The organism is Moraxella sp. I5G, from assembly GCF_055193055.1.
On record NZ_JBUXLH010000003.1, the window covers coordinates 45,439 to 69,706 of the forward strand.

Annotated in this window: 20 protein-coding genes, 1 pseudogene and 1 CRISPR repeat array; of the genes and pseudogenes, 6 read left to right on the plus strand and 15 right to left on the minus strand. The window is 37.9% G+C overall.

Going from position 1 to position 24,268, the window contains the following annotated elements:
* Nucleotides 1-19: 19 nt before the first annotated feature.
* The 4 genes from dcd to ACZBKJ_RS02410 all read right to left on the minus strand — a co-directional run bounded on the left by dcd (nt 20) and on the right by ACZBKJ_RS02410 (nt 1,988).
* Nucleotides 20-589, minus strand: a complete 570-nt coding sequence (gene dcd, locus ACZBKJ_RS02395; RefSeq protein ID WP_463199326.1) for a dCTP deaminase — start codon at nt 587-589, stop codon at nt 20-22.
* A gap of 128 nt (nt 590-717) precedes the next feature.
* Entirely contained in the window at nt 718-1,059 is a 342-nt protein-coding gene (gene grxD, locus ACZBKJ_RS02400; RefSeq protein ID WP_463199327.1) for a Grx4 family monothiol glutaredoxin, read from the minus strand.
* A 61-nt stretch (nt 1,060-1,120) separates the two neighbouring features.
* On the minus strand, nt 1,121-1,597 hold the full coding sequence (gene ispF, locus ACZBKJ_RS02405) for a 2-C-methyl-D-erythritol 2,4-cyclodiphosphate synthase (protein ID WP_463199328.1): 477 nt from the start codon (nt 1,595-1,597) through the stop codon (nt 1,121-1,123).
* A gap of 19 nt (nt 1,598-1,616) precedes the next feature.
* The gene (locus ACZBKJ_RS02410; RefSeq protein WP_463199329.1) at nt 1,617-1,988 is read right to left on the minus strand and encodes a hypothetical protein; all 372 of its coding nucleotides are present in this window, start codon (nt 1,986-1,988) and stop codon (nt 1,617-1,619) included.
* A 99-nt stretch (nt 1,989-2,087) separates the two neighbouring features.
* Between ACZBKJ_RS02410 and mnmA the strand changes: the two genes are divergently transcribed.
* Complete coding sequence (gene mnmA, locus ACZBKJ_RS02415) at nt 2,088-3,254, plus strand: tRNA 2-thiouridine(34) synthase MnmA (RefSeq protein WP_463199330.1); 1,167 nt, start codon at nt 2,088-2,090, stop codon at nt 3,252-3,254.
* A 110-nt stretch (nt 3,255-3,364) separates the two neighbouring features.
* Nucleotides 3,365-5,564: a CRISPR direct-repeat array (repeat unit 28 nt; unit sequence TTTCTAAGCCACCTATGCGGTGTATAAC).
* Nucleotides 5,565-5,725: 161 nt separating this feature from the next.
* Here the strand turns inward: mnmA and cas6f are convergent.
* The 10 genes and pseudogenes from cas6f to ACZBKJ_RS02465 all read right to left on the minus strand — a co-directional run bounded on the left by cas6f (nt 5,726) and on the right by ACZBKJ_RS02465 (nt 18,034).
* Entirely contained in the window at nt 5,726-6,328 is a 603-nt protein-coding gene (gene cas6f / locus ACZBKJ_RS02420; protein WP_463199331.1) for a type I-F CRISPR-associated endoribonuclease Cas6/Csy4, read from the minus strand.
* Between the two features lie 100 nt (nt 6,329-6,428).
* The gene (csy3, locus tag ACZBKJ_RS02425; RefSeq protein WP_463199332.1) at nt 6,429-7,445 is read right to left on the minus strand and encodes a type I-F CRISPR-associated protein Csy3; all 1,017 of its coding nucleotides are present in this window, start codon (nt 7,443-7,445) and stop codon (nt 6,429-6,431) included.
* A 35-nt stretch (nt 7,446-7,480) separates the two neighbouring features.
* Nucleotides 7,481-8,431 carry a type I-F CRISPR-associated protein Csy2 gene (csy2, locus tag ACZBKJ_RS02430; RefSeq protein ID WP_463199333.1) on the minus strand — a complete coding sequence of 317 codons (951 nt, stop codon included), beginning with the start codon at nt 8,429-8,431 and terminating at the stop codon, nt 7,481-7,483.
* Nucleotides 8,428-9,570: pseudogene (gene csy1, locus ACZBKJ_RS02435) on the minus strand (type I-F CRISPR-associated protein Csy1); the annotation flags it as partial. The gene csy2 and the pseudogene csy1, both read right to left, overlap by 4 nt.
* Nucleotides 9,571-9,582: 12 nt before the next feature.
* Nucleotides 9,583-9,801, minus strand: coding sequence for a hypothetical protein (locus tag ACZBKJ_RS02440; RefSeq protein ID WP_463199334.1), 219 nt, complete (start codon nt 9,799-9,801; stop codon nt 9,583-9,585).
* A 38-nt stretch (nt 9,802-9,839) separates the two neighbouring features.
* A complete protein-coding gene (gene cas3f / locus ACZBKJ_RS02445) occupies nt 9,840-13,238 on the minus strand; it encodes a type I-F CRISPR-associated helicase Cas3f (RefSeq protein WP_463199335.1) in 3,399 nt (1,132 codons plus the stop codon).
* Between the two features lies 1 nt (nt 13,239).
* Nucleotides 13,240-14,190: a type I-F CRISPR-associated endonuclease Cas1f gene (cas1f, locus tag ACZBKJ_RS02450; RefSeq protein ID WP_463199336.1), complete on the minus strand. Its 951-nt coding sequence runs from the start codon at nt 14,188-14,190 to the stop codon at nt 13,240-13,242.
* Between the two features lie 93 nt (nt 14,191-14,283).
* A complete protein-coding gene (gene glmS, locus ACZBKJ_RS02455) occupies nt 14,284-16,122 on the minus strand; it encodes a glutamine--fructose-6-phosphate transaminase (isomerizing) (RefSeq protein ID WP_463199337.1) in 1,839 nt (612 codons plus the stop codon).
* Between the two features lie 146 nt (nt 16,123-16,268).
* On the minus strand, nt 16,269-16,619 hold the full coding sequence (locus tag ACZBKJ_RS02460; protein WP_463199338.1) for a protein tyrosine phosphatase family protein: 351 nt from the start codon (nt 16,617-16,619) through the stop codon (nt 16,269-16,271).
* Between the two features lie 89 nt (nt 16,620-16,708).
* Nucleotides 16,709-18,034 (minus strand): BaiN/RdsA family NAD(P)/FAD-dependent oxidoreductase, encoded by a 1,326-nt coding sequence (locus ACZBKJ_RS02465; RefSeq protein ID WP_463199339.1) that lies wholly within the window; start codon nt 18,032-18,034, stop codon nt 16,709-16,711.
* A gap of 104 nt (nt 18,035-18,138) precedes the next feature.
* Here ACZBKJ_RS02465 and pgsA point away from each other — a divergent pair, with 104 nt between their 5' ends.
* Nucleotides 18,139-18,792, plus strand: a complete 654-nt coding sequence (gene pgsA / locus ACZBKJ_RS02470) for a CDP-diacylglycerol--glycerol-3-phosphate 3-phosphatidyltransferase (protein ID WP_463199340.1) — start codon at nt 18,139-18,141, stop codon at nt 18,790-18,792.
* A 16-nt stretch (nt 18,793-18,808) separates the two neighbouring features.
* Here pgsA and ACZBKJ_RS02475 read toward each other — a convergent pair whose 3' ends face one another.
* Nucleotides 18,809-20,500 carry a formate--tetrahydrofolate ligase gene (locus ACZBKJ_RS02475; protein WP_463199341.1) on the minus strand — a complete coding sequence of 564 codons (1,692 nt, stop codon included), beginning with the start codon at nt 20,498-20,500 and terminating at the stop codon, nt 18,809-18,811.
* Nucleotides 20,501-21,101: 601 nt separating this feature from the next.
* On the opposite strand from ACZBKJ_RS02475, the gene petA reads away from it, so the two are divergent.
* The 4 genes from petA to ACZBKJ_RS02495 all read left to right on the plus strand — a co-directional run bounded on the left by petA (nt 21,102) and on the right by ACZBKJ_RS02495 (nt 24,197).
* Nucleotides 21,102-21,686, plus strand: coding sequence for a ubiquinol-cytochrome c reductase iron-sulfur subunit (gene petA / locus ACZBKJ_RS02480; RefSeq protein WP_463199342.1), 585 nt, complete (start codon nt 21,102-21,104; stop codon nt 21,684-21,686).
* Between the two features lie 22 nt (nt 21,687-21,708).
* A complete protein-coding gene (locus ACZBKJ_RS02485) occupies nt 21,709-22,926 on the plus strand; it encodes a cytochrome b (protein WP_463199436.1) in 1,218 nt (405 codons plus the stop codon).
* Nucleotides 22,926-23,675 carry a cytochrome c1 gene (locus ACZBKJ_RS02490; RefSeq protein WP_463199343.1) on the plus strand — a complete coding sequence of 250 codons (750 nt, stop codon included), beginning with the start codon at nt 22,926-22,928 and terminating at the stop codon, nt 23,673-23,675. The genes ACZBKJ_RS02485 and ACZBKJ_RS02490 overlap by 1 nt, the downstream gene beginning before the upstream one ends.
* A gap of 285 nt (nt 23,676-23,960) precedes the next feature.
* Entirely contained in the window at nt 23,961-24,197 is a 237-nt protein-coding gene (locus ACZBKJ_RS02495) for a hypothetical protein (RefSeq protein ID WP_463199344.1), read from the plus strand.
* Nucleotides 24,198-24,268: the final 71 nt, after the last annotated feature.

Consider the following 24,268-nt stretch of genomic DNA (forward strand, 5'->3'; position numbering starts at 1 on the left):
TTAAAAAAATAAATAAAATCTAGGTCTTAGGAAGTGTTACGCCTGTTTGTCCCTGGTATTTGCCACCACGGTCTTTATAGGAAGTTTGGCAAACCTCATCGCTTTGGAAAAATAGCATCTGTGCCACGCCTTCGCCCGCATAAATGCGCGCTGGCAAATTGGTGGTGTTACTAAATTCAAGCGTTACATGACCTTCCCATTCTGGTTCTAAGGGAGTAACATTAACGATAATTCCGCAGCGAGCATAAGTGGATTTACCCAAACAAATAGTTAAAACATCTCTTGGAATTTTAAAATACTCTATTGTGCGAGCTAATGCAAAGGAATTTGGCGGAATGATACATTCATCACCAACAATATCGATAAAACTTCTTTCATCAAAATTTTTAGGGTCAACGATAGCAGAGTGAACATTTGTAAAAACTTTAAACTCATTTGCACAGCGAACATCATAGCCATAACTTGATGTGCCATAACTGACCAATTTTTCACCACGCTCATTGTAACGTACTTGTGATGGCTCAAAAGGAGAAATCATACCAAATTCTTCTGCCATTTGGCGTATCCAGCGGTCGGATTTAATGGACATAAAAAGATTATCCGTATTATCAACTAAAACAAAAACAGGTTTGCCATTATATCACAGTTGAAAAAATATAAAATAAAAACAAAAAAACGGTTAATTTTTAACCGTTTTTTATATAGCAAGATTGGTGATTATTCTGGAAGCTCTGGGCTAAATTCTTCCACTAATGGCTTAAGCTCACCTGATTGATACATTTGTAAAATAATATCGCTTCCGCCAATAAGTTCGCCATTAATCCATAATTGAGGAAATGTCGGCCAATTTGCGATGATTGGTAGCGTTTGGCGAATTTCTGGATTCTCTAAAATATTCACAAAAGCAAATGGGCGACCAATTTGAGTTAAAACCTCAACTGCACGAGCTGAAAATCCACACTGGGGAAATTGGGGCGTGCCTTTCATATAAAGCAATACTGGGTGCTTTTTAATTTGTTCTTCAATCATGGCTTTGGTTTGAGGGTTGATGTCGGTCATCACATACTCCATTAAAAACAGTTAGGCTATTATAAAGGTTAAGCAAACTTTTTTAAAGGCTTTACTTCTTAAGTAGTAGCACCACACAGCTGGCAAAAATCCCTTCCTCACGCCCTGTAAATCCCATTTTTTCGCTGGTTGTCGCCTTAATGCTGATATTTTGCTTGGGCGTTTTTAATACGTCAGCAATGCATTGGCACATTTTATCATTATAAGGGGCAATTTTTGGTCGCTCACACACAATCGTAATGTCTGCATTACCCAAAACATAGCCCTGATGCTTAATTAGGGTGTAAACTTGGTCTAACAAAACTTTGCTGTCTGCCCCTTTAAATTTAGGGTCATTATCTGGAAAATGCTGTCCAATATCACCCAAAGCCAATGCTCCAAGCAGGGCATCACACAAAGCATGTAAGACCACATCGCCATCGGAATGCGCTAAAAGCCCTTTGTTATGAGGAATTTTTACGCCACCTAGTGTTACAAAATCACCCTCACAAAACGTATGGACGTCTAAACCTTGACCAATTTTTATCATAATTACCTTTTTGAGTTATTTATTCGATCAACTGACTAATACACAATGAATCTTGGCGACCTATGACGGTACATTTATTGGATACTTGCTTATTTTCATCCAACTCATAAATTTGGTTGTCTTTGATTTGATAATAATATGTCTCGTTCTTTTCTTGGATTTTTAACGGATTGGAAAATTTACCTTTAAAATAAGTGCCTGTACCTTGACAACCATGATATTTTAAAGAAACTTCACCATTTTTCTTAATAGTAATGCTTTCTTTTGTGCAATTACCGCCTGCCATATTAAAATAGCGAGTGCCGACAAAGGGTAAATCACTGGTTTTTGCATAAGAAATTTGCACAAAAGACAAACAAACGGCTGCAACAATAAAGGCTTTTTTTATCATTTTTACAAGTTTTTTTAATTCAATTGATTGCCTTGAATTTTACCTAAAAAGTACAATATAGTCCAGTATATTTTTATTTTTTATAGATTTTTACAGACAATGAAAGCATCAAAAGCATTTACCCTAGCGGACGTTTTAAACGAGCACCCCAATAAAGATTATAACCAAATTAAAGTTATTGTCGGCATGTCTGGCGGGGTTGATTCATCAGTTTCTGCTGTTTTATTAAAAGAAATGGGCTTTTGTGTGGAAGGCTTGTTTATGAAAAACTGGGAAGAAGATGATGGAACTGAATACTGTACTGCTCTAACTGACCTTGCTGATGCGCAAGCAGTTGCTGATAAAATTGGCATTCCTTTACATACCGCCAATTTTTCTATGGAATATTGGGAGCGAGTTTTTGAGCATTTTTTAGACGAATATAAAGCGGGTCGAACGCCCAATCCAGATATTTTGTGCAATAAAGAAGTAAAATTTAAAGCATTTTTAGATTATGCTCTAACATTGGGCGCTGACTATATCGCCACAGGACACTATGCTAGACGTGGTTTTGCGGTAGATGGCAAGGCGACACTTTTGCGTGGACTGGATAACAATAAAGACCAAAGTTATTTTTTGCATGCCGTCAGTGGCGATAAAATTGCCAAAACACTGTTTCCAGTGGGCGAACTTGAAAAACCAAAAGTGAGAGAAATCGCTGAAAAATACCAACTAGCAACTGCTAAGAAAAAAGATTCAACAGGTATTTGTTTTATTGGTGAACGTAAATTTCGAGATTTTTTACAAACCTATCTTCCTGCCCAATGCGGCGACATCTATACCGATGATGGTATAAAAATTGGTACACATGAAGGTTTGATGTACTACACCATCGGGCAACGTGGCGGAATTGGAATTGGTGGCGTTTCAGGTCGCCCTGAAGAGCCTTGGTTTGTTTTACATAAAGATTTGGCAAATAATCGCTTGATTGTTGGACAAGGGCATGACCATTTGTGGTTACAAAGCACCCAATTGACTGCTTATAAACTGGACTGGGTAACAAAGCCGCCAAAAACTGATAATACAGGATTTGTTTGTACCGCCAAAACTCGTTATCGCCAGCCTGACCAGATGTGTAGAATATTTTTAGAAAATGATTGTGTCAAGGTGATATTTGAAGAACCACAACGAGCTGTAACTTTGGGACAGTCAGTGGTATTTTATGATGGTGATATCTGCTTGGGTGGTGGTGTAATTAATGGAGTAAATGCCAAAATTGGTACATAAATTTGCATAACACCCTGATCAGTAACTGCAAAAACTGCTTTATTAATAACAAAGCAGTTTTTTGTTGATTAGGCAAAGGATGACAAGTTAAAGGAATAATCAAATTACAACCTATCAGTCACCTATGCGGTGTATAACGTGTTATGCAACACCATAATACTTTTTATAGTTTTCTAAGCCACCTATGCGGTGTATAACGATCAGGGTCATGGCTTTGTAATCAGTGTGGGGTTTCTAAGCCACCTATGCGGTGTATAACACGGCTTTGAGCCTTGATGATGAACGCTTCACTTTCTAAGCCACCTATGCGGTGTATAACCAATTTCTAGGGGATTAAGACTTTTCCTTTTCTTTCTAAGCCACCTATGCGGTGTATAACAATAATTTTCCTCTGACTAGGTTGGGTTTGATGGTTTTCTAAGCCACCTATGCGGTGTATAACCATGAGTGATATGTCTTGCTACCTTAGTGTAGTTTCTAAGCCACCTATGCGGTGTATAACTTATTTAACAACATGAGAAATAGCCACAGAGTTTTCTAAGCCACCTATGCGGTGTATAACATCGTACCGCCGCTTATCATCGCCGCTTCTCCTTTCTAAGCCACCTATGCGGTGTATAACTAGATTTTGATGATGATGGTATGCCTTTTTAGTTTCTAAGCCACCTATGCGGTGTATAACTCGCTAATGCGCAATGGTTTCTTGCGCTTTGTTTTCTAAGCCACCTATGCGGTGTATAACATACAAATAAAAGATACTTTCGAGACCAGTGACTTTCTAAGCCACCTATGCGGTGTATAACAGACCTTAGAAATAAATAAGGTCTTCGAAAGTTTTCTAAGCCACCTATGCGGTGTATAACATACCCTCTTATCCCCAAAATCTCGGATATTTTTTCTAAGCCACCTATGCGGTGTATAACTGTACACACGTAGTTATAGAAATCCCTCGCAGTTTCTAAGCCACCTATGCGGTGTATAACCCGTGTTGCTCCGTCTCATCAGCACTCAATAATTTCTAAGCCACCTATGCGGTGTATAACATCTGACGTATATGCGGCGTTCCTTACTACCAATTTCTAAGCCACCTATGCGGTGTATAACGCCCCCCGTTATCCCAAAAATCTAGGATATTTTTTCTAAGCCACCTATGCGGTGTATAACACGGTTTTTTTATACACATTGTGTCTAAAAAATTTCTAAGCCACCTATGCGGTGTATAACTCCGATGCGTGGTGTAATTTCTTGACTAGTAGTTTCTAAGCCACCTATGCGGTGTATAACGCTTTATCACGCACCCTATTTGTCGTAAAGTCTTTCTAAGCCACCTATGCGGTGTATAACAAGATGGATTTAGAAGTACCTAATTCCTTACAATTTCTAAGCCACCTATGCGGTGTATAACTTACTGCGTCTGCTTATTTCGTCACCACTAATATTTCTAAGCCACCTATGCGGTGTATAACATCGAAGACCTAAGTGTTTCGCTTCCATTAATTTTCTAAGCCACCTATGCGGTGTATAACTTATTATCCTAGCTACCCCCCCGCCCCTCGTTTTCTAAGCCACCTATGCGGTGTATAACCGGCATTGGGATAATTTTTGGGGGTGCTGCGTTTTCTAAGCCACCTATGCGGTGTATAACTTTTGATGCTCTAGCTTCAAAGTCGCGGATACTTTCTAAGCCACCTATGCGGTGTATAACCCTGTCTGATAATCTCCTGCACGCGGAAATTATTTCTAAGCCACCTATGCGGTGTATAACGGTAAATTTATTAACTCTTTGTTTCCGCTCGCAGTTTCTAAGCCACCTATGCGGTGTATAACATATCGCCAAAAATCCCCGTAAGCTGCCCAATTTTCTAAGCCACCTATGCGGTGTATAACAGTTGGGGCATGCAGTTAAAGATGCAAACGGGATTTCTAAGCCACCTATGCGGTGTATAACAGTGCGGGACGCTAATGGGCGGGCGTATAATCTTTCTAAGCCACCTATGCGGTGTATAACACCTATGCGGTGTGTAACAGAAGTTATTAAAATTTTCTAAGCCACCTATGCGGTGTATAACTCTGAAACCACATTCACTCGTCCAGACAATGTTTTCTAAGCCACCTATGCGGTGTATAACGACGATGGTAGTGTAAACTGTAAAACTATGGATTTCTAAGCCACCTATGCGGTGTATAACGCGACCTTAGCTGTTATCTGTCTCCAGAGGATTTTTCTAAGCCACCTATGCGGTGTATAACAGCGAACATAATAGCAACAATCCTTATTAATCTTTCTAAGCCACCTATGCGGTGTATAACAGTGAATTTTATATTAAAACTCTATAAAGTTCAAGGTCTTAAAATAAAATATACCATTTTACCCTTTATTTTTACTAGTTTATAACCCATTGAATTACATATATTTTTTTTAAAGTAAAAAAATAAGGGTTCTTACCCTTATTTGATGAGTCTAACCATGATTACCAATGCGGAACGGTTACGCCTTCTGCTTGTTTGCTCATACCATAGCTGTTAAATTCCCCCAATACTTCTTTGTCCGTCATTTGTTGACAAATTGTTAATTGAAAATCTTGTTTTGTGGTTTGACTATTTAATTGAATAAATGGATATTTTTTATTCTGCCGTTTATGAATTTTGCAATGCGTCAACGCCTCTTTAAAGCTAATGCCTTTAAATTTAGCAAATTTTTCAGCCGTTTTATGTATATTATCAGAGCGGTAACGCTTCACTATGACAAATTTAGTTACCTTATCATCCACTGAATGAATTGCCTTAATATGCACATAATCATTCAAACGCTCAAGCCATTTACAAATATCAAGTTTGATTAAATCATCACGATGATGGGCAAAAATTCGCAGTTTATTTCCCAATGTGCTTATAGTTTTATCATCCGTTTGGCAATATTGATACTGTGGGAAACTAATACCAATGTTGTCAATACCATGTTGATTTTTAATATCGGCCAGCGCAATATGCAGTTGAGTAAATACTTTTGTCCATAAAAAATAAGGGCTGACTTCTGCATCGGGCATTAATGTGATTTCTTGGTAAAATTTCATAAATTTTTCCTAAAAAAATAAAATTCGCTTATCAAAAACCACCATCTGAAAGGAGTGTTACCCCCTTTCAAATTTAGGTTTTGGTTTTATGGCTAAAATATTACTCTTTACCGCTCGCCCCAAATACACCGCCTCGAATCAGTACCGCCATCACGTAATGCTGATTTTCTAAATCGGGCTTTTCATCCTTTAAAACCCACGCATCAAAGAGCGAATAAAAATCTTGTTTTTGTTTTGGCTGACGAAATGCCGTTCCGAGTGTTGTTACCGTACCATAGGTTTCAATAGCGATTGGGAAATTAGATTCTGGATACCAAGTATCAATTGTACGAATGGCATTACCAATTTTTTGAGAGTGCATGCCCGCCTTATCATTGACTTTATAAAGTTCTTTGCTTTTATTTTTATCCTTGTCTAAAATCAATTCTTGAGATGGATAAACTTCCTGACCATAACCAACAACTGCATAGGCTTTAATGTTTAAAATCACAAATGCACTACCTAATAAACCTTGCTCAATCCAATTTGCCAAGGTTGCCAAATCATCGTTTTGGGTATCAAAATGATGGATGGAAATGCTTTTAGCATCAAATGTTAAAATTTTTTCTTGACCATCCAATTTACAACGAACTTCTACAGTGATTTTTTCAGCACCAACACGGTTACGCCATAGCCAGCGAGCATTGGCAATATTGGTTGCATAACGATGCGCTAAAGTTTTTATACCTTGTTCTTGTTGATATTGTTGCACAACTTGCAATAGTTTTGTTTGGTATTCTGGCTCATTACACACATTAGGTTTGCCATCAAAAGGTAATACTTTTAGTGTATATGACACAATCAAAGTGTCGTTGTCTTCTGATAAAGACGCCCAGTCTACTTTTTGTAAATTGGCTTTTTCAATTTCATTATCTAATTTAGCAGGGTCATTTGCAATGGCATTTTTTTGACGATTGCTAATGGTGCCACGCAATGATTTTTCTTGTACGGGTACAGATGTAATTTGACTGTTTGGATTTTGACTGTCTTTTTGGGTAAAGACTGCATCAGAAACATCCAATTTACGTTCAAACGCCAGTACAGATGGTACGGTTAATTTTTCAGTTGGTTTACTCATAAAAAACTCCATTATTGAGTGTTAAAAATTAAATATTAAAATGATAATTCACTGTTTTGGGTTAATAAATACAAGCCATTTTCATCGTATGTTTGTCGCCAAAAGGCAGTTTGCATACAATTGGTTAAATGATGCGGATACACCCATTTACCCAAACCATAAACGGCTTCCACATATTGACTGCAATATTCTGGATTGCGAACATTTGCCATTTTACCTGAATCAAACTGTTTACTGATTGCCTGATAACCCATAGGCATTGGCACAAGCCAGCCACAACCTGTTTTAACTGATTGGGTATGCCATTGAGTGCCATTATTTTCATCAACCTTAGGAATATGATGGAGTGTACAAACATCCAAAAATACATCCAGTGGTGTAGTGCTTGGGTCTTTATCTTGAGACTTAGCAATCAAGTCAGCAAATTCATCACTTGCATCCATCAGTACAAACGCAGGCATGAGCATTGGTGCAATGTTACATAATTTTTCAAAACCAAAATACTGCACAGGATTAGTTGTTGCCATCGCCATTACGCTTCCGCCAGCAATTCTTTGCTGAAAAATGGCTTGTGATATAAATTGGGTTAATTCCTTAATTGTATCTTCACAAAGCTCGTCATCAGAACAAACTTCAACCACAAGGCTAACTTGCAAATTACATTTACCCTCCTCAACAATAGCAGCAGTTCCACCATCTTTTTTTAAGGGGTTACGAGTTTGGATAAAAGTATAATCACGATAACGATTGACGCGGTAAACCTTTGGTTGGCAATCATAACAAGCCACTAGCACCCCGCCTAAAGATAGATGACCAAATCGAGAATCCGCCATTATTTTACGTGATAAAGCATGAACTGCTCCTGTAAATCCTGTAATGGCAGGAAAACCGTAAGTCAAAGGTCCTGAAATGGTATTGGCATCATCAATTTTTATCCGATTTAATAACAGATAGCCTACGACCATTTTCTCTGATAAATCATTCATAAAAACACCCCTTTGCCTGCGCGCTGATAAAAGTCTTGCATTTCTTCAATTTCTCGTTTCCATTCCTTATGTTCACTGTCAGCAAAATCAAATTTTAAATCTTGAAATCTTTTACGCAATTTATCATTTAGCCAAGATGCAAAATCGTTTAAAATTTCTTTTTGCCAATCATTTTTAGTTTTGCACAATAAAAATTCCTCCTCACCTTCTAAATCCGCGCGATATGGGTCTAGCCATATTTTTTGTTCTAAAGATAGATGATAATCTCTTGACCAACCTGCGGGCTGATTTTGCAAATAATGTGCAATACCAAAGATGGTGTGCAAAATGCGGTCTATGGCATCTTTTCGTTTATCGCGCACATGGATGTTATTTTTAGTATCTTGCACAACTTGTACAATAAACTCAAAATCATCTTCAACATGATATTTTAATTGCTCGCTATGAAAAAAATTTTCGGTAAACTTTGATAAAGCAAACATTTGTCTTTTTTGAATTTTTGGCGGAAGTGATGGTAACAAATAATTACGTCCGCCTTGCCTTACCGTCAGCTGACTGATGTTTTGTGGCTTTGACCCACCAAGATTTAATATTGCCATATTTGGCATGCTAAGATAAGGCGTATGATCAGCCCCGAGTTTAAAGCGATTTTCAAGAGCTTTTTTATTTTCATCAGAATATCTTAACTGATTTATTTTCTGATAAATCTCATAAGACAATACTGATGGGTGCAATGGTATAATATTGACATACTCTAAAGCATTCACACAATCAACAGTTGTATCATTTAACGCCCAAAGTAACTGCTTATTACGCTCCTCAGTAGCAGGATTAATAAGTTTATTTTCTAAGGCTTGTTTAAATTTTGCATGATAAAAATTTGCCACATCTTTATCGCAAGATAACGATGCAATAAAATCTGCATTATCTGATAAAATTAAATCACGTACCTTTACCCCATCGGTCACATCAAAATCAAAAAATGAAGCCAGTGGTAAAGCTGCTGCATTACCATTAGCGTCTAATGCTGGCTTATCAATACTATGAGTACCAATCAAAGTCTGAACAAGTAGCTGTCTGGGGACGAAATTCACGTTATCGCCTTTGGCAAAAGGATGAACGCCCTTAGAAATATGTGTGCCAAATTTGAGTTATTTTGCCATGGTGTTTGCCGCTAAATTCAACCAAGTATCTTGATTAAATTTTTGTTTAATCTCCTGAATTTCTGTTTGTAATTTAGTCGCCTCTTTATCATTGCCGTTGTTTTGAGCAAAAATAAGCTGTTTGCTTATTTTTTCTGTTTTTGCATCAATTTGCTGACTTAAAAATCTACTGATTGCCGTTTTAACAGATTCATTTATGGTCATCATAATAACTTCCTTAATCAATGTTTTAAGAAAATAATGTTTTAAGAACTCAATCGCTCCGCCACCACACCCAAAAATGGGCAAAAATACCATCTATCATGATAGGACGCATCAGCAAGGGTTACTCTGCTTAATGCTATCGCCAAAGATGATAGGCTTTTTTCTGGAAAATAACTTTGCAAGTATAACAATTCATCATAAACATCTCCATCAAGCCAAGTATCTATTTGTGAGTTTTTATACTCAAAATCTATTGGTTGAATATAACTGTTATGCTTATTGGCATGTTGTATGCCTTTTTTGTAAACATCTTCCAAAGCATACACATCAAAACCATCGTCATTTTCATTAATTTGTCTGGGAATCAATACCCATTCTTGTTCCTTTGTGGGGTTATGACGAAATGGCGATATTTGTTGCAAATGGGTGTGTAGCCGATTCGATACGCCTTTGTCTCGCCAGTAAGCATTTACATAATTGGTTTTTTCTTGATTAAACAAGCGATTCATCAAGCCATGTTCAAGCTGTATTAAGCTTTGAGGTTTATTTTCAATTTTGTCTGCAAAAATACGAGAACGAGCGTCTATCTGGTTAAGTATATTAACATCAATTAATGCATGCATATCGTATTTGGTTAGCTTATGGTTTTGAGTTTCAAAACCAGGTCGAGTAAACACGGGTTTTTGTCCGCCTTGTTGTAAATAACGGATATTATGATTCAGTATTAAAAGATTGTTCTGTAGAGCTTGTTTTTTGGGTCGATGTCGCCACACTCGCCCTGCCAGTTGAATAATTGAACGCATGGAACTTGGCTCAATAATCGCCCAGTCATAATCGTGGTCGCGACCCACTTCTGCTAAAGGTGTTGCCAATACCATAAAAATATGATGTTTTGCATTACTTTTAGTCATTGCTTGATAAATTTTATCATGCTTAAAAATTTCTTGTTCATTGGTTTTTCGTGTCAATATTTTATCCAAAGAACGCTCTAGCTGATTTCTAAGTATCAGTGGCTGCCTTGCATGGTAACAAGCAACATGAATGTAAGTATCTAAATCAACCAAGGCATTTTGCAGGTAAAAAGCAATGCGTACCAACTGCTTAATATTGGCAATTCTTACCAAACCAACATTTATGTTTTTACCTGATTTTTGACAAGTTACATGATAAGAATGATGTAATAAAACCGCCCCATCAATAATTTTTTGTCCAAGTTGAGTATAAAATTGAGCTTTTTTATCCTGATGGTAAACAATAGACACGGATAAAATCTGAGCTTTATGACGAACAGGCTGTTGTTGTAAAAACGCGACTCGTTTTTTAATAAATTTTTGATGATTCTCAATAAAACTTTCTTTATCAACACATTGTTGGATGATGGCACTATTTTTTTGTTCATCAAACCATGCACAAATAACCTTTGGGACTGGTTTATTTTGGCTTTGATTAAATAATTTTCGTCCGGATGCGTAACTTTCAAACAGTCCCTTTACCAAATCAGGTGGTAACGTTGCAGATGACAGCACTATTTTTGAGCCCATCATGCCTGCTAGATGCACTAGACGAGCCAGTGCCGGCAAATCATGATAATCAAAATCATCAACCTCATCCAAAATCAAATCACTACTTAACAAACGAAGCATTGGAGCAATATAGCCACCACCACGCCTGCATTCACTTGCTCCAATCAAATGGTCGATGGTGCAAGTTACTACAGGCGAAAATAACAAATCCCGTGTTTTGATATTGGTTAACAAGGTATCAATGTTCAACTTGCTCAGAGCATAATGGTCAATCGTAGAATCCACAAAACCATCAACCAATTCGTCAGCTGATTCACTTCCAAAAATACCATTAACGCAGTCATCATTGACTTGTTGATTTTTCTGTTCATCGGTAGAAAACAGCTGATGCGTTTGACCACCGCCCACCAAAATCGCCAGCTGTTCACTGGTCAATTGTAAATCCTTTCGCAAATTCAATCCTGTTTGTAATGTCAATACCCGAAGCCCCAAAGCAATGGTAAATCGCGCGCCTTCCTGCTGATTTGACAAAGCGTACATAATTCGAGCATTAGCAATGGTCTTTCCAGTACCCGTAGACGCCATATTAATTCCAAAAAACCCATGAACATCACTATCATTTTGTACACTTTGTGCAATTTTGTAGGCGTAATTTTGCCAGATAAAACGATCAATAACTGTATTTTGATTTAAAACACGATGATTTAAAAGTGTAGGCAATTGTTCACTGATAATGGGTAAATGATGGGCAAAGTGCGCGGTAAAAGCTGCCACACCCAGTAAATGCTCATCTAAAAACTGCTTAGGCTGACGAGTTTTATTGTTGGTATTAGCGGCTAAAGGTAAAGAAGATTTGGCTAGTAAACGGCGAGAATCGTTTTGTGCTAATGACGAATAATTATGGTCAGCGATCATTAAACAAAGTCTAGACAAATAAAGTAAGATTGCATTATCAATAGGTTTATTTTGATTGGATAAAGTCTGCAGCGTTTGATTTTGTAAAGCTTTTTTTGCCCAACGCTTTAGCCCGCTTTGCCACTTTTTACTCACAATCACGCATTGATTAAATTGCCAAAAATCTTTAAGTGATTGATTATTTTCAAAAGCTTGAGGATTTTTTACCCAAAAATTTTTGGCAGCAAAATCAGCATACACCCGAGATAGTGAATATTCAAAAGACAAACGTGATGTAGGATGAATTTGAAATTGATGGCGTTCTTTATCCTTTAAAAACACCTCTTTTAATGGCGGCAAACGATGATGACTAACAACCAGCCACAAAAGCCACTGCATCAAAGGCGGAATTTTTGATAAATCGGCTTTTTCCAATTCATCAGATAACAGATAAGTATTTAAATCGGATACATCGTATTTTTCCAACCATGTATCAATTTGAATAAAACGCTCAAAGCATTCATTATCATTTGTACAACCCTGAATTAGCCAAAGTAAACATTTTAAAGAAATCCATTCGTGCCGATAAGGGTCGCCTGTTTTACTGCCTTGTATTAATTTTTTTTGAAAACCAATGGTTGATTTACCGATATCGTGAAAAAGAGCCGCTAACGTTGCGATAATTTCAATAGCGCCAATATACTGCCAATCGTGTTTCCATGAAGTTTTTAAAATATCTCGCTTAGTGCGATTAACAGGCACAAAACCAAATTCATTAAATCGCTGGCGATTGCCGACAATCCATAAAAGCTCACTGTGTTTACGAGTATGAAAACGATAACAACTTACAGCGGTATTTTTACTAGCTGTGCGAGCAAGTAGTTTTTTTACCATTTGCAAACCATCTTTGGTAATAACGGTTTGCCATGTATTATCGCCAATGCGATTAGCAAATGCATCCAGCACCAAACGAGTGCGTACCAATGCTTTTTTCTGACATTGACAGATAAATGTAACAATCATATCAATCCCCATTAAAATATTGAGATGCGCTCTTTACTTGCTCAAACATATAATCCAACGCTTTATGTTCAGTAAATTTTTGCAAAAGTTTTTGACGAAATTCCTGCTCGCTAAACCCATCTTTAGCACACACAAATGCCCATGGCAATACAATGGCATCCTTAATTAAATCCGCCACATCAAACACCAATGCTCCACGTCTTGTTTTGCCATGCATAACAGCAAATCCATGTGGAATGCCAAGCACCCATAAAGTCGTTGCGGCAAGCCCATAGGCTAAATAATTACCATGATTCAAAAAATTATTCGCACAATCCCCAGCTTCAGGGTCTCGCACAAACATTAATCCCAACCGATTTGATGCAAATTTGTAAAACTGTTTGGTCATGGCAGCTTCAGATAACAACAACTCATTTACACAAGTTGCCGTTGTGATTTTTTGGATAAACAATTCAAGAGTATTGACAATATCCAAATTATTGACATCAAATCCTATTTCTTTTAACTGCGTATCTTTTGACCAAACTTTTTGAATAAATTCAATGCGTTTTTGTTGAACTATTTTGGCAATCGTTAAACGTTTTTGTTCATCAAACCAAAATGATAGCCAGTTTTGCACATATTCTGTTGGACGATATTCATTTTGTGGAGTCAGCCATTCAATTTGTGTTCCAGAAAACAAAGGGGTTGCCCCACCCCCACAAAAGCCTACTAAAACACCTGCTGCCGATAACATTCGCATCGCCGCTTGAGTGATGGATGTTCCTGAACCTAATAAAATACAGGTTGTATTGGCAATAGGAATGTTATAGTACTGATTTTCATATTTTGTCTCAGTCAAATATAAAATTCGCCCATCTTTTTGCATAACACGACAATGCTCTAGATAAAAGAGGTTTGCTCGCTTTGAATGCAAAATTGCTTTTAAGTCACTAGGTTTTAAATAATTCATATGCGCGCTTTTATTTAATCAATTTGTTATTTCTTTAAATTTAAATTGCCCAATAACTAAAATCGCCCCAAAAAACTTTGGAGCGATTTCATACTATTCCACCGTAACGGATTTTGCCAAATTCCTAGGTTTATCCACATCCGTTCCCCGAACCAAAGCAACATGATAAGATAGCAGCTGGACTGCGATGGTATGCACAATTGGCGATAAAACCCCAATATGGCGCGGAGTACGGATAAGATGAATGTCATCTGTTTTTGTAAATTCACTGTCCAAATCTGATAAAACAAACAGTTCGCCACCTCTTGCACCCACTTCTTGCATGTTGGCTTTGACTTTATCAAGCAAATTATCATTCGGAGCAATCACCACCACTGGCATATTTTCATCAACCAACGCTAAAGGCCCATGTTTCAGCTCGCCTGCTGGATACGCTTCAGCGTGAATGTAGGTTAATTCTTTTAATTTTAATGCCCCTTCTAAAGCGATAGGATAGTGAATACCACGCCCCAAAAACAGTGCCGATGGTTTTTTGGCAAATTTTTGCGCCCATGTGATTAACTGTGGCTCTAAATTTAAAGCGTGCTGAATACTACCTGGCAGCTGTCTTAAATCCTCAAAATACGCCGCTTCTTGCTCATCATTGACATGATGATAAAGTTTACCCAACGTTACCGCCAAACCAAATAATACCACAAGCTGAGTTGTAAAAGCCTTCGTGCTTGCTACACCAATTTCAGCACCTGCTCGAGTATAAATTGTCAAATCACTATTGCGTGGTAGTGCCGATTCCATCACATTACAAATTGATAAACTGTAAGTATGACCTTGGGCTTTGGCGTACTTTAACGCTTCCATCGTATCAAGCGTTTCACCAGATTGACTAATGGTAATAATCAGTTCATTTTTATCAACAATCACATCACGATAGCGATATTCACTCGCAATTTCCACATCACAGCGAATTTTTGCAATGCTTTCTAGCCAGTATTTGCCTGTCAGCGCTGCATAATATGAAGTTCCACAAGCTAAGATTTTAATACTGCTTATTTTTCTAAAAATATCATCTGCTTGTTCACCAAAATTTTCTGCCACAAACCCACTATTTAAAAAAATTTCCGCCGTATCAATAATGGCTTTGGGCTGCTCATAAATTTCTTTTTGCATAAAATGGCTATATGGTCCAAGCTCTAGTGATGCTAATGATAATTCTGAAGTTTTTTTGTTGCGAATGGCAGGCTGACCATTTTTGTCCTGAAGTTTTTTCACGCCTTGTGCGGTTAAAAGTGCAATATCGCCATCTTCTAAATAACTGACTTCACGAGTAAATGCCACCACTGCAGATACATCGGACGCAATAAACGTTTCATCTTTTCCAAATGCCACTAGCAAAGGGCAACCCATGCGAGCAACCACCATTTCTTCTTGGTTTTCAAGACTTATCACCCCAATGGCATATGCTCCATGAAAACGCTTACAGGCAACTTGTACTGCTTGATATAAATTATGTCCATTATTAACGTATTCATAATGAACACCATGAGCAATCACTTCGGTATCGGTCTGTGATAAAAAATCATAACCTAAGTTTTGTAAACGAACGCGTTCTGCTTCAAAATTTTCAATAATGCCATTATGCACCACCGCAATCAAATTTTGCGAAATGTGCGGATGAGCATTGGGTTCGGTAACCCCACCATGAGTTGCCCAACGAGTATGGCCAATCCCCAAATGTCCTGTAAGCCCAATTTCCTTTGCAGCATTTGCCATCTGTGATACACGGCCCACACGACGAACTCGAGTCAGTTCATCGCCAGTATGTACGGCAATCCCCGCCGAATCATAGCCTCGGTATTCTAATTTTTGTAACCCATCAACCAAAAAATCCACAACATTTTGATGGGTACGGATTGCACCAACAATACCACACATATTTTACTCCCAGTTGTTAATGATAAATTTTTGTCATTATATCAAATTACTGATTGCAATTTGTTAAATTATAAAACCCCAAAGTTATAAACTTTAGGGTTTTAAACAATTTAAAGTTCAGTTTTAAAGTCTAGTTGGGTTAGAAATCATTCTTCATCCAATAAATCATGTTCTTTAGCAGCAGTTAAAATCATGGTTGAACGATTGCCTGTGCGACAAAATATGTGCAAAGGGCGCTGTGTGGCATTAAAAAAGTCAGCAAACGCCTGCACATGATTCATATCCATCATACCACCTGAAAATGGAATGTGAGCATAGGTAATGCCGCAATCACTGCACGCTTTTTGAATTTCATCCGATGTAGGCTGACCTGCCTCTTCGCCATCTGGACGATTATTAACGATGCTTTTTACACCGTCTTTGGCAAGTTCTTTTACATCATTTGGGGTGATTTGCCCTGAGATGGTAATGCGAAATTCGGGAGCAATATCATTCATAAATTCACCTTAAAAGCACGTTTTCATTTAAAACGATTATAGACAGCTTAAAAAACAAATGCAACCTTAATTTCGCATTCTAAATACATCTAAATTTTAGTCATTGCACTTGCACACGCGTAAGCGCTTGCCCATGCCCACTGAAAATTATAACCGCCAAGTTGACCTGTAACATCCAATACTTCACCAATAAAGTACAAATCATCAACCAATTTACTTTGCATGGTTTTACTGCATACATCCGCCGTATCCACACCACCTTTAGTCACTTCAGCAACTTTATAACCTTCTGTACCTGATGGTTTGATTTTCCATGCGTTTAAGGTTTTACCAAGCTGCGCCAATTGACTGTCTTTAATATTTGCCAGTTCAACATCTTTAACTTCTTGCCAAAAATAAAATTCCAAAGCAGATAATAATTTTTTAGCAAAAAATGGTGATAATACTTTGCGAATAAGTTGCTTGGGTTGAGATTTTTTATTTTTAATTAAAAAATCAGCAATATTGATATTAGGCAATAAATTAATAAAAATTGACTCTCCCAATTGCCAATAATTTGAAATTTGTAAAATTGCCGGCCCTGATAAGCCTTTATGAGTAAATAACATGGGCAAATTAAATGTTATTTTTGAATTAGATACTTCAATGTCAAGACTAATGCCACTTAAATTTTTTAATAATTCACCCAATTTGTCAGTTAAAGTCAAAGGACAAAGTGCAGGATAGGTATTGATTATATTATGTCCAAACTGTCTGGCAATTTGATAGCCAAAAGCACTGGCTCCAAGTGTTGGAATGGATAATCCCCCTGTTGCTATTACCAAGGATTGGCAAGTAATGGTTATTGGTTGTGAGTTTGTTTTATTTTTTTTGGTTGGGCTGGTTTTTATAAAAAATTGGTGATTATGACAGCTTTTTTCAGTGGTATTTTTTTCAATTTTATCAATTTGAGTATTTAACAAGATGTGTACTTGATATTGATGACACTCTTGTAAAAGCATATCCAAAATATCTTTTGAGCTGTGATTACAAAATAATTGTCCATGTGATTTTTCATGAAACAAAATACCATATTGATAAACATACATCAAAAAATCATCAGGTGTAAAGTTTGCCAATGCTGAACGCACAAAATGAGGATTTTGACTGATAAAATTTTCAGGGCCAACATCTAAATTGGTAAAATTACAACGACCGCCTCCTGACATCAGTATTTTTTTACCTGCTTTATTGGCATGGTCCAAAACAGCTACCGATTTTCCTGACCTAGCAATTTGGCTGGCGCAAAATAATCCACTTGCTCCTGCTCCAATAATCACAACATCAAAATTCGCTGAATTGGTTGTATCCGATTTTTGGAAATTTTTAGGTTGAGATGATGGTTTTTGGTGTGATTGTTGCATAAAAATTGACATAAAAACTCAATTATAAATCAGCTATTGTATCAATAAACCATAATTTTATACAAAATAGAGTAATTTTGCGGTATGATACGCCATCTTTAAGATTTTTATTTGCCATGACTGAACAAAAAACAGACAAAAGTCAGCCTAGCATTTTTAATTTGCCCAATAATTTAACCATTGCTCGCATTGTGATGATACCTTTGTTTGTGGCAATTGCTTATTACCCGCCTGCACTTGGAATTGGCATACCCGCCATTCCTGACAACGCCATTGCCCGACTTGGCATGATGGAATACAGCAATAATTTATTACGGCATTTTTTATTAACACTGATATTTGTATTAGCAGCAATTACAGATTGGTTAGATGGCTATTTAGCTCGCAAAATGGGCATCACTTCTGCATTTGGGCGATTTTTAGACCCTGTAGCGGACAAACTGATGGTAGCGGCAGCACTGATTATCTTAGTACAATGGCATCCCAATATCGTCATGGCAATTTCGGCAATTGTTATTATCTCAAGAGAAATCGCCGTTTCTGCCCTGCGTGAATGGATGGCAGAGCTTGGTAATCGCACCAGTGTTGCAGTCTCATATGTTGGCAAACTAAAAACTGCATTTCAGATGACCGCCATTACAGTGTTTTTATTAAACTGGCAAAGCCTTGAAATGCTTGGATATTGCCTGATGGTGATTGCGGTTGTGTTAACACTTTGGTCAATGATGATTTATCTAAAAGCTGCTTGGCCTTATTTGACTAAATCATAACAATAAATCACAATCGTTAAAATAAACCAACAATTTGCCCATCAATCACATCCATTTTGACCGCTGATGGCACTTTTGGTAGACCGGGCATTCTCATCATATCGCCGCATAACACTACCAAAAAGCCAGCTCCACTGGCAATATCAATTTGGCGTACTGTTAAGGTAAAATCCTCTGGTCTGCCCAAAAGTTTGGGGTTGTCCGACAAAGAATACTGGGTTTTTGCCATACAAATCAATAAATTATCTAAACCAAGTCTTTTGAGCCGATTGATATCTGCCAACGCTTCTTTGGTAAAGTTTACTGCCTTTGCGCCGTAAACTTTTTGGGCGATGGCGGTGATTTTTTCAGCAATAGAATCATTTGCATCGTAACTAAATGAAAAATTATTTGGTCTATCAATCAGTTGTACAACCAAGGACGCAAGCTCCCGCGCCCCTTGACCGCCCTGCCCCCAAACATCGACTACAAAAGCTTCAACCCCTATATTCTGACAAGCCCGCTTTACTAAAGACAATTCAGCATGACTGTCTGAACGAAAACGGTTAATTGCCACCACACACTCCACGCCAAAGACGGTTTTGATGGTTTCAACGTGTTTTAATAAATTAGGCAGTCCTTGCTCTAAAGCAGATAAATTTTCTTGCCCCAAGTCATCTTTTGCCAAACCGCCATTGTATTTTAGGGCGCGCACTGTTGCCACAATCACGCAAGCACTTGGATGAATACCACCAACACGGCATTTGATATCACAAAATTTTTCTGCGCCCAAATCTGCGCCAAACCCAGCCTCAGTAACTACGACATCCGCCAAATGCGTTGCCGTATTGGTCGCCACTAAAGAATTACAGCCATGAGCAATGTTGGCAAAAGGTCCGCCATGCACCAATGCCGGTGTGCCACCAATGCTTTGCACTAAATTGGGTTTAAAAGCATCTTTTAATAAAGCCGTCATTGCTCCATGTACGCCCAAGTCTTTAGCAAAAACAGCTGTATTATCAAAACGGTAAGCAACAATCATCTCACCCAAACGTCTTTTTAAATCATCTAAATCCGTTGCCAAACAAAACACCGCCATGACTTCGCTAGCAACAGTAATATCAAACCCATCAGGACGGATAACCCCATCAGTTGATTTACCAAGACCGCTCAATATTTGGCGAAGCTGACGGTCATTCATATCCAAAACTCGTCGCCAAACGACTTTTTTAGGATTAATGCCCAGTTCATTACCTTGATAAATATGATTATCAATCACTGCCGCTAAAAGATTATTTGCTGACGTAATGGCATGAAAATCGCCTGTAAAATGCAAATTAATATCTTCCATTGGCAAAATCTGGGATTGACCACCGCCTGCTGCACCGCCTTTAATACCAAAAACAGGTCCTAAAGATGGTTCGCGCAAAGTGATTGCCACTGTTTTATTTTGCATCTTCAAAACTTCTGATAACGCATCAGCAAGCCCAATGGTTGTGGTCGTCTTACCCTCACCTACTGGTGTTGGATTAATGGCAGTTACCAAAATAATTTTACCCTGTTTGTTGGGAATGGTTTTTAGGCTGTTTAAATCAATCTTAGCTTTGTAGCGTCCATATTGCTCAATCGCATTATCATCCAAGCCTAATTTTTGAGCAATCTTTATGATTGGTTCAGCATTTTTTAGGGCATTTTGTGCAATCTGCTCATCGGTCAAAAATACATCCATCGTAAACATCCTTAAACTATAATTGTAAATTTGTCTATCTTAGCATAAAAAATCAAAGCAAACTTTAAAACTCATATAAATTTGACAATTTTTAGACTGATTTTAGAATAAATTTTAATCAAATTCTGATTTACTAAAATTTACAATAAAACAATTGATTTTTTATTTTAAATATGATTAAAAAAAATACCTTAAATTTACCGATTTAGTGATAGTAATCAATTTTTTCAAAAGAAGTTTATTTTCTAAATTTTGTGTTATTGCATTTAGCATCGATAATTTTTTGGTAACTTATGGTTTTTAGTTCTTTTTTACAAATAATTCCACAAATCGGGTTTTTGCCAGCAAATAAATCTTAATGATTATCATTTATAAAAATAATCCAAAAAATTACGGGATTTTTAGGCTTTTTGTGAATTTTTTATAACTTTTTTACAGAAGTTTGTACGATAAGAATTTATTTTATGTTGAAAATAGCTTAAAATAGGCACGTTTAGTAAAAAATTAGGCACAGCAAATGTGGATTTAATGACAGAGCTGTTTTGTCATAGCCATACACCCAGTATGGGATTAGCCCCATCTTTTTCTGGAGGAAGTTTTAATGAGCCATGCCGAAGGCGTGAATATTAAACGCCGTAGAGTCCTGATTGCATCTACCGCTGTCATTGGTGCAGCTGGTGTTGGTGCAATAGCCACCCCGTTTGTACGTTCTTGGTACCCTAGCGCCAAAGCTGAAGCTGCTGGCGCTGCTGTTGTTCAAGACATTAGTGGTATTGAAAACGGACAAATGATTACTGTTAAATATCGCGGTAAACCGATTTTTGTGGTCAAACGTACCCAAGAGATGGTGGCAAATTTAAGTAAAGTAACCCCAAAATTAAGCGACCCTGAGTCCAATGCATCTGTTCAACCTGAATACTGCAAAAACGAAACGCGTTCTATCTCACCAGAGATTTTAGTGGTTGAAGGCGTTTGTACACATTTAGGTTGTGCGCCTTCATTTCGTCCTGAGGTTGGTGCAGCTGATTTAGGCGGTGCTGATTGGTTTGGCGGATTTTTCTGCCCTTGTCATGGTTCTTTGTACGATTTATCGGGTCGTGTTTATAGTGGCGTTCCCGCCCCTTTAAATTTGCCGATTCCAGAGTACAAACTAGAAGATACCATCTTAACCGTTGGGGAGTCGTGATATGAGTGTTGCTAAAAAATTTATGAGTTGGGTAGATGCTCGTTATCCTGCGACTGAGACCTACGAATACCACATGTCAAAGTATTACGCACCAAAAAACTTTAACTTTTGGTACTTCTTTGGCGTGTTGTCCATGGTGGTATTGGTCAATCAGTTAGTAACCGGTATTTGGCTCACCATGATGTTCAACCCCAGTGCTGAAGGGGCTTTTGCTTCTTTAGAATACATCAACCGAGACGTAAAGGCTGGTTGGTTAATTCGTTACATGCATTCAACGGGTGCATCGGCGTTCTTTATTGTCGTTTATCTGCATATGTTCCGCGGATTTATGTATGGTTCTTACCAAAAACCTCGCGAGTTAGTGTGGCTGATTGGTATGGGCATTTATCTGTGCTTGATGGCTGAAGGTTTCTTTGGGTATCTACTGCCTTGGGGTAATATGTCGTTTTGGGGTGCTCAAGTTATTCTAAACTTGCCTGCTGCTATTCCTGTGATTGGTCCAGGTCTTGCTGAATGGGTTAAAGGTGACTACATCATCTCTGGTATTACCTTAAACCGCTTCTTTGCTTTGCATGTGATTGCGATTCCTTTGGTGTTGGTTGGTCTAGTGTTTATGCACCTTGTTGCTTTACACCATGTTGGTTCAAACAACCCTGATGGGATTGACATCAAAAAACTAAAAGATAAAAACGGCGTGCCACTTGATGGCGTACCTTTCCATCCTTACTACACCGTACATGATATGGTTGGTATTGTGGTATTCTTTATTTGCTTTTTTGCGGTAATCTTCTTCTTCCCAGATGGTGGTGGTTATTTCCTAGAAAAACCTAACTTTGAAGTTGCCAATGCCCTAAAAACACCTGCTCACATTGCTCCTGTTTGGTATTATATGCCTTATTATGCAATGCTTCGTGCAACGCCTTCGATGTTTGGTTCAGCACTACCAGGCGTAATTGTCATGGGCGCAGCAATTGCTATCTTGTTTGTACTACCTTGGCTTGATCGTTCGCCTGTGCGTTCCATTCGTTATAAAGGTGCTTTATCCAAAATTGCTTTAGCGATTTTTGTAGTTAGCTTCCTGATTTTAGGTTATTTGGGTGGTATTGCATCGTCTACGACCGCCACCATTGTCGCTCGTATTTGTACCATTCTTTACTTCTTGTATTTTATCCTAATGCCATTTTATACCGCGATGGAGACTTGCAAACAGCCACCAGAACGTGTTACAGGGGGTCACTAATGAAAGCATTTAACCTAAAAAATCATCTAGGGAAAATTGGTGCTGGCGTGTTATTGACAACTGGCATGATGTTTGGTTCATCCGCTTTAGCAAGTGGTGGTGATGGTTGTGGTACTTACGACACTGGTGAAAAAAACGCTGAAGGTCAAGCCATCACCCAAACACTGGCTTGTAGCACAGCCCCCATTGATTTTACCAATAAAGGTTCACTACAACGTGGTGCAAAAACCTTTATGAACTACTGCGTGGGGTGCCACTCTGCTCAATATGTGCGCTACTCACGTATTGCTCAAGACTTAGAAATCCCCAAAGAGTTGGTTGAAAAATACCTTATGGTAACCACTAACCAAATCGGCGACCACATCACTGCCAAAATTGACCCAGAAGTACAGGGCAACTGGTTTGGTGCTGCGCCGCCTGATTTATCGCTAGAAACTCGTCTGCGTGGTGATGACTGGGTGTACACTTATCTATTAAGTTTTTATGAAGACCCAAGCCGTCCTTGGGGTTCTAACAACCTAGTATTGGCAAATGCTGCCATGCCTCACGTGCTTCACAATATGCAAAAAGAGCTCAGTGAAGATGAATACAGAAAAAATGTAGGCGACTTGGTAAACTTTATGGCGTGGATGGCAGAACCTGTGCGTCATGACCGTAAAATTTATGGGGCGTTTGTGATTTTATTCTTGCTTGTTTTATTAATTCCTGTTTACTTGCTAAACAAAGAATTTTGGAAAGATGTCAAATAAATCACCACATTATTACAAAACCGACCATAATGGTCGGTTTTTTTATTTTTATAAATTAACCCAAACCATTGATTATAAAATAATACAAATACACATCCAATAAATCTGCTGATTTTTCAATAATACTCATTTATAACCTTTACATACATAGCGATAGGACATTTTAGTATTGGATTGGGATGGAGATATTTTAATCGTGGTTGATTAGCTTATGAAATTGTGCTGCCCTCCTGTTAAGTTTTATATAATACCCACACAACATAGTTAAACAAAAAGGAAAATGTTATGAGAAAAATCCTCACTTTACTCATGATGACTGCCGCATTTGCCACAGCGCAAACCACATTTGCTGGAGCAGCAGAAATTGGTAAAACTAAAATGCAATGTGTTATTCTAAATAATGGTAAAGTTACTAAAAAGACACCTTGTATTGCTACAGGCTATGTGCACGCTGGAGCAGCTTATGGAGCTGGGTCAGGTTGGACTTTTAGACCATCAAAGGTTATGGAAAAATTACTGTAGACACCAGCATTTACATTCTTTATGATGCAAATGATAATATAATCCTAGATAAGAGTGGGGAGCCTAAATAT

Bases quoted from the DNA above. Each gene is read 5' to 3' on its own strand.
- dcd (WP_463199326.1), bottom strand. From the start codon at position 589: ATGTCCATTAAATCCGACCGCTGGATACGCCAAATGGCAGAAGAATTT.
- grxD (WP_463199327.1), bottom strand. From the start codon at position 1,059: ATGACCGACATCAACCCTCAAACCAAAGCCATGATTGAAGAACAAATT.
- ispF (WP_463199328.1), bottom strand. From the start codon at position 1,597: ATGATAAAAATTGGTCAAGGTTTAGACGTCCATACGTTTTGTGAGGGT.
- ACZBKJ_RS02410 (WP_463199329.1), bottom strand. From the start codon at position 1,988: ATGATAAAAAAAGCCTTTATTGTTGCAGCCGTTTGTTTGTCTTTTGTG.
- mnmA (WP_463199330.1), top strand. From the start codon at position 2,088: ATGAAAGCATCAAAAGCATTTACCCTAGCGGACGTTTTAAACGAGCAC.
- cas6f (WP_463199331.1), bottom strand. From the start codon at position 6,328: ATGAAATTTTACCAAGAAATCACATTAATGCCCGATGCAGAAGTCAGC.
- csy3 (WP_463199332.1), bottom strand. From the start codon at position 7,445: ATGAGTAAACCAACTGAAAAATTAACCGTACCATCTGTACTGGCGTTT.
- csy2 (WP_463199333.1), bottom strand. From the start codon at position 8,431: ATGAATGATTTATCAGAGAAAATGGTCGTAGGCTATCTGTTATTAAAT.
- ACZBKJ_RS02440 (WP_463199334.1), bottom strand. From the start codon at position 9,801: ATGATGACCATAAATGAATCTGTTAAAACGGCAATCAGTAGATTTTTA.
- cas3f (WP_463199335.1), bottom strand. From the start codon at position 13,238: ATGATTGTTACATTTATCTGTCAATGTCAGAAAAAAGCATTGGTACGC.
- cas1f (WP_463199336.1), bottom strand. From the start codon at position 14,190: ATGAATTATTTAAAACCTAGTGACTTAAAAGCAATTTTGCATTCAAAG.
- glmS (WP_463199337.1), bottom strand. From the start codon at position 16,122: ATGTGTGGTATTGTTGGTGCAATCCGTACCCATCAAAATGTTGTGGAT.
- ACZBKJ_RS02460 (WP_463199338.1), bottom strand. From the start codon at position 16,619: ATGAATGATATTGCTCCCGAATTTCGCATTACCATCTCAGGGCAAATC.
- ACZBKJ_RS02465 (WP_463199339.1), bottom strand. From the start codon at position 18,034: ATGTCAATTTTTATGCAACAATCACACCAAAAACCATCATCTCAACCT.
- pgsA (WP_463199340.1), top strand. From the start codon at position 18,139: ATGACTGAACAAAAAACAGACAAAAGTCAGCCTAGCATTTTTAATTTG.
- ACZBKJ_RS02475 (WP_463199341.1), bottom strand. From the start codon at position 20,500: ATGGATGTATTTTTGACCGATGAGCAGATTGCACAAAATGCCCTAAAA.
- petA (WP_463199342.1), top strand. From the start codon at position 21,102: ATGAGCCATGCCGAAGGCGTGAATATTAAACGCCGTAGAGTCCTGATT.
- ACZBKJ_RS02485 (WP_463199436.1), top strand. From the start codon at position 21,709: ATGAGTTGGGTAGATGCTCGTTATCCTGCGACTGAGACCTACGAATAC.
- ACZBKJ_RS02490 (WP_463199343.1), top strand. From the start codon at position 22,926: ATGAAAGCATTTAACCTAAAAAATCATCTAGGGAAAATTGGTGCTGGC.
- ACZBKJ_RS02495 (WP_463199344.1), top strand. From the start codon at position 23,961: ATGAGAAAAATCCTCACTTTACTCATGATGACTGCCGCATTTGCCACA.